The sequence below is a fragment of the Bradyrhizobium sp. Leo114 genome (assembly GCF_055229415.2).
On the sequence record NZ_JBUYEN020000269.1, the window covers coordinates 1 to 255 of the forward strand.

At 61.2% G+C, this 255-nt stretch carries 1 protein-coding gene; it reads right to left on the reverse strand.

The annotated features are described in order from the left end of the window. Positions 1-255: transposase (locus ACZIRK_RS45695; RefSeq protein ID WP_474419911.1), on the reverse strand; the 255-nt coding region annotated here is incomplete at both ends.

Consider the following 255-nt stretch of genomic DNA (forward strand, 5'->3'; position numbering starts at 1 on the left):
CCGGTGGCGATGTAGCCATCGATCCCACGCAGATCGAGGCTCGCGAGGTTGACCTCGCTCAGATAGCCGCTGTCGGCGGAAGCTTGTTCCGGTTTGCGGCCGAGATTGGCTTGGATGCCATCGACCAACGGCACCAACTGGCCATGGTCGCTCGTGCTCGGCGTCAGGGCGTGTGCAACGATGATCTGCGCTTTGCCGTCGACGGCCGCCTGCGCGTTATAGCCTTGGATGAAGCCATCCTTGGTTTTGAGAATG